Source organism: Acuticoccus kandeliae (assembly GCF_003073115.1).
Map to the genome: position 1 here is coordinate 1 of NZ_QBBV01000157.1, position 306 is coordinate 306.

1 pseudogene is annotated in these 306 nt (G+C 72.2%); it reads right to left on the reverse strand.

The features are described 5' to 3' along the window. Nucleotides 1-306: pseudogene (locus tag DBV35_RS29750) on the reverse strand (PQQ-binding-like beta-propeller repeat protein); the annotation flags it as partial.

Below are 306 nucleotides of genomic sequence, written 5' to 3' on the forward strand. Positions count from 1 at the left end.
ACCGGTGACCCAGTGGTTCCCGCCGCCGCGCTGCCACGCCTCACCGTCGTCGGGCCAGGTCTCGGACCCCGGCTCGCCCGGCTTCGGCACCGTGTAGGTGCGCCAGCGCTGCTCGCCGGTCTCCAGGTCCCAGGCGTCGATGTGACCGCGGACGCCGTACTCACCGCCGGCGGAGCCGGTGATGAGGAAGTCCTTGATGACCAGCGGCGCGATCGAGGCGCTCTCGCCGGCGCGGACGTCGCCGATGGTCTTCTGCCAGACCCTGCGTCCGGTGGTGGCGTCCAGTGCGACCAGCTGCGCGTTCTG